Origin of the sequence: Bacteroides sp. An279 (assembly GCF_002159615.1) — a bacterium.
GTDB lineage: Bacteria > Bacteroidota > Bacteroidia > Bacteroidales > Bacteroidaceae > Phocaeicola > Phocaeicola intestinalis.
Genome location: NZ_NFJA01000180.1, coordinates 1 through 2,374 on the forward strand (window position 1 = coordinate 1; position 2,374 = coordinate 2,374).

A 2,374-nucleotide genomic window follows, 5' to 3' on the forward strand; every position below is an offset into this window, starting at 1 on the left:
GCAAACAACTTTGTAGAAAACATCTTTTCCACATGTATGGCACTGCATAATCTCAGAATTAAAATCAACCCTTGGAACTATCATAACTAATTTACATAAACTCTATTTTATTGTCTCTTGTTTTATACTTTCAAATCCATCCGTTCTTGAATTTCCCCGTTTACAAGTCCCTGTCATGCCCAACTAAAAAACTTACCAACTAAAAAACTCAAAAACTTACAAACTCATATACATTGGCGGATGAACTCGCGCACCTCCTTGCGACTGATGAAGAGATGATTCTCCACCGTACGCCGTGACAGCTTCAACTCCTCCGCAATATCTTCTGCCGACTTATCCTGAAAACGGCTCATTATATATACCTTGCGGCGCTGTTCCGGAAGCGCGGACACCCGTCGGCTTTCCAGCCTCCGAAGTTCGTCCGCCACTATCCGGCTTTCAGGCTCCACGGTCGTGACCGGGAGCGTATCATATAAATACCTATCGATTTCCTGCCTTTTATAATAACGACGCAGGTAGTCGTTCAAAAGATTACGCACAATAGTAAAAAGAAAATACTTCAGCGTATCACGGCGGATCATCATCCGATATTCAAGCAATCGTAGAAAAGCATCCTGAGTCAGGTCTTCCGCATCGCTCCTGTTCTCGATGCGCCGGCAAATATAGAAGAAGACAGATTGACGGTATTCTTCATAATATTCGGTTATCAACCGGTCAGATAGTTTAATACGGTTTTCCATGCCATTAGTGTTTTGATTTAATGATTACGCTGCAAATGTAAAGCAGATTTAAGAAATACAAAACTTTTTACCTACCAAAGCTATCTCATGCAATAAATATAGACAAATAAGCAAATAATAAACTCATAATCAATACAATAAGAAACAACAACAGAAAGTCTCAAATAATTGTATGACACTCTAAATCGAAGTTTTTTCCAAAAAAATCCGATTTTCACTAAGTGTTATCCCCTACTTGTCCGTATATATACCCAAAGTCTAACATTTATAAATAACATTCATGATGAAACGAAAACACATTTTTCTGGCAGCACTTGCCTTGTTGTTGGTATCAGGAAATCCAACAATATGCCGGGGACAAGAACTGGTCACCTATCCGGCTCCCGCATCCGAAGAAGTTACAATGAAACAAGACTTCACTGTCCAGGTAAGAACACCGGAAGGCGAATGGAAAAACGTAGATACGTATGCCGTCAAGGTAAAAGCTCCCGACAACGTAGAACTCGCCTCTTTGGCTTATTTCGACTTTTCCGGTACGGTAGAAGTGAAAGTCACGGCAAACGCACCGGTTGAACAGGCACGTATCCGCCCCCTCTCTTACAACATCCTGCCTGATGTAGACGGGCGCAGCATCACGTTCCGACTGGACAGGCCGCGCAATCTCTCGGTAGAGGTAAACGGCGATATCTTCCATAATCTGCACCTCTTTGCCAACCCCATCGACACAAACCGTCCGGCAAATCCCCGGACGACGAAAGACTTTATCTACTTTGCACCCGGCGTGCACCAATTGCCGGGCGATACGCTCAACGTCCCATCAGGAACCACTGTTTATGTAGCCGGAGGTGCGGTAGTAAAAGGATGCATTCACGTCAAGGATGCACACGATGTGAAAATAGCAGGCCGAGGCATTGTGCATCCCGACAAAAGAGGAGAAGGAATCAGGGTAAGCCGCTCGCGCAACGTAGAGATAGAGGGACTGATTACCACCCAATGCCCCACCGGTGAGTCGGAACATGTCACCATCCGCAACGTCAAGGCTATCAGCTCATACGGTTGGGGAGACGGCATGAATGTCTTTGCCAGCAGCCATGTCCTGTTCGACGGAGTGTTCTGCCGGAACTCAGACGACTGCACCACCGTCTATGCCACCCGTTTAGGATATAAAGGCGGATGCCGCCACATCACCATGCAAAACTCCACGCTTTGGGCAGACGTAGCACATCCCATTTTCATCGGCCTGCATGGCGATTCGGGCAAATTCGAAATCATGGAAGACCTTAACTATGTGAACATAGACATCCTTGACCATCATGAAAAACAAATAGATTACCAAGGCTGCCTGGCAATCAATGCAGGCGACAACAACCTGGTGCGTAACGTACGTTTCGAGAATATCCGCATCGAGGATTTCCGCCGGGGACAACTGGTCAACCTCCGCATCTTCTATAATAAGAAGTATTGTACCGCTCCCGGAAGAGGCATCGAGAACGTCCTGTTCAAGGATATCACTTACAACGGCACACATGCCGAACTGTCGCACATCATCGGCTACGACCGCGACCGCTTGGTAAGAAACATCCGCTTCGAGAACCTCCGCATCAACGGTACGGTTATCTCCGACGACATGCCCG

The 2,374-nt window shown here is 46.2% G+C and carries 2 protein-coding genes; one reads left to right on the forward strand and one right to left on the reverse strand.

Annotated elements, in window-relative coordinates:
• Nucleotides 1–224: 224 nt before the first annotated feature.
• Nucleotides 225–740, reverse strand: coding sequence for a sigma-70 family RNA polymerase sigma factor (locus tag B5F78_RS16390; protein ID WP_087407245.1), 516 nt, complete (start codon nt 738–740; stop codon nt 225–227).
• Nucleotides 741–1,023: 283 nt separating this feature from the next.
• Here B5F78_RS16390 and B5F78_RS16395 point away from each other — a divergent pair.
• On the forward strand, nt 1,024–2,374 hold a 1,351-nt coding region (locus tag B5F78_RS16395; RefSeq protein WP_140400232.1), incomplete at its 3' end, for a glycosyl hydrolase family 28 protein.

Excerpts from the sequence above, each read along its gene's own strand:
- B5F78_RS16390 (WP_087407245.1), bottom strand. The coding sequence starts at position 740 with ATGGAAAACCGTATTAAACTATCTGACCGGTTGATAACCGAATATTAT.